This is a genomic window from Vallitalea sediminicola (assembly GCF_054408565.1).
This window is the reverse complement of sequence record NZ_BTPT01000307.1, coordinates 1-310: the sequence shown is the minus strand read 5'-3', so window position 1 is coordinate 310 and position 310 is coordinate 1. Positions and strand designations below refer to the sequence as shown.

Genomic DNA, 310 nt, shown 5'->3' with positions numbered 1-310 from the left:
AGTTGATGAGTTTTATTTTTTGGTTTCATTTTCATTTAGTAAATCTTTCAATACATCTATATCATTCTGTGTCAGCTTATTATTCTTCACAAAATTAGATACCAAAAGACCTATCGAACCTTTGTATACTTTATTGATAAATTTATCAGTTGCTTCTTTAACACATTCTTCTTTTGACAATAGAGGATAGTACATATCATGAAATTTTCAATCATTTTCATTGGGTGCATTATAAATCCTATAAAAGAAGGATTTAACCCTCTTATTTTAAGACTAACCCTGACAAGACTTATTTCTTCTGTAATTGTCG

Annotated in this window: 1 protein-coding gene; it reads right to left on the bottom strand. The window is 27.7% G+C overall.

Annotated elements, in window-relative coordinates:
• Positions 1-12: 12 nt before the first annotated feature.
• Positions 13-195: a BlaI/MecI/CopY family transcriptional regulator gene (locus ACX6CF_RS26850; RefSeq protein WP_458788438.1), complete on the bottom strand. Its 183-nt coding sequence runs from the start codon at positions 193-195 to the stop codon at positions 13-15.
• Positions 196-310 lie beyond the last annotated feature (115 nt).

What these genes read in the sequence shown, in the direction of transcription:
- ACX6CF_RS26850 (WP_458788438.1), bottom strand. Translation starts at nt 195, where the DNA reads ATGTACTATCCTCTATTGTCAAAAGAAGAATGTGTTAAAGAAGCAACT.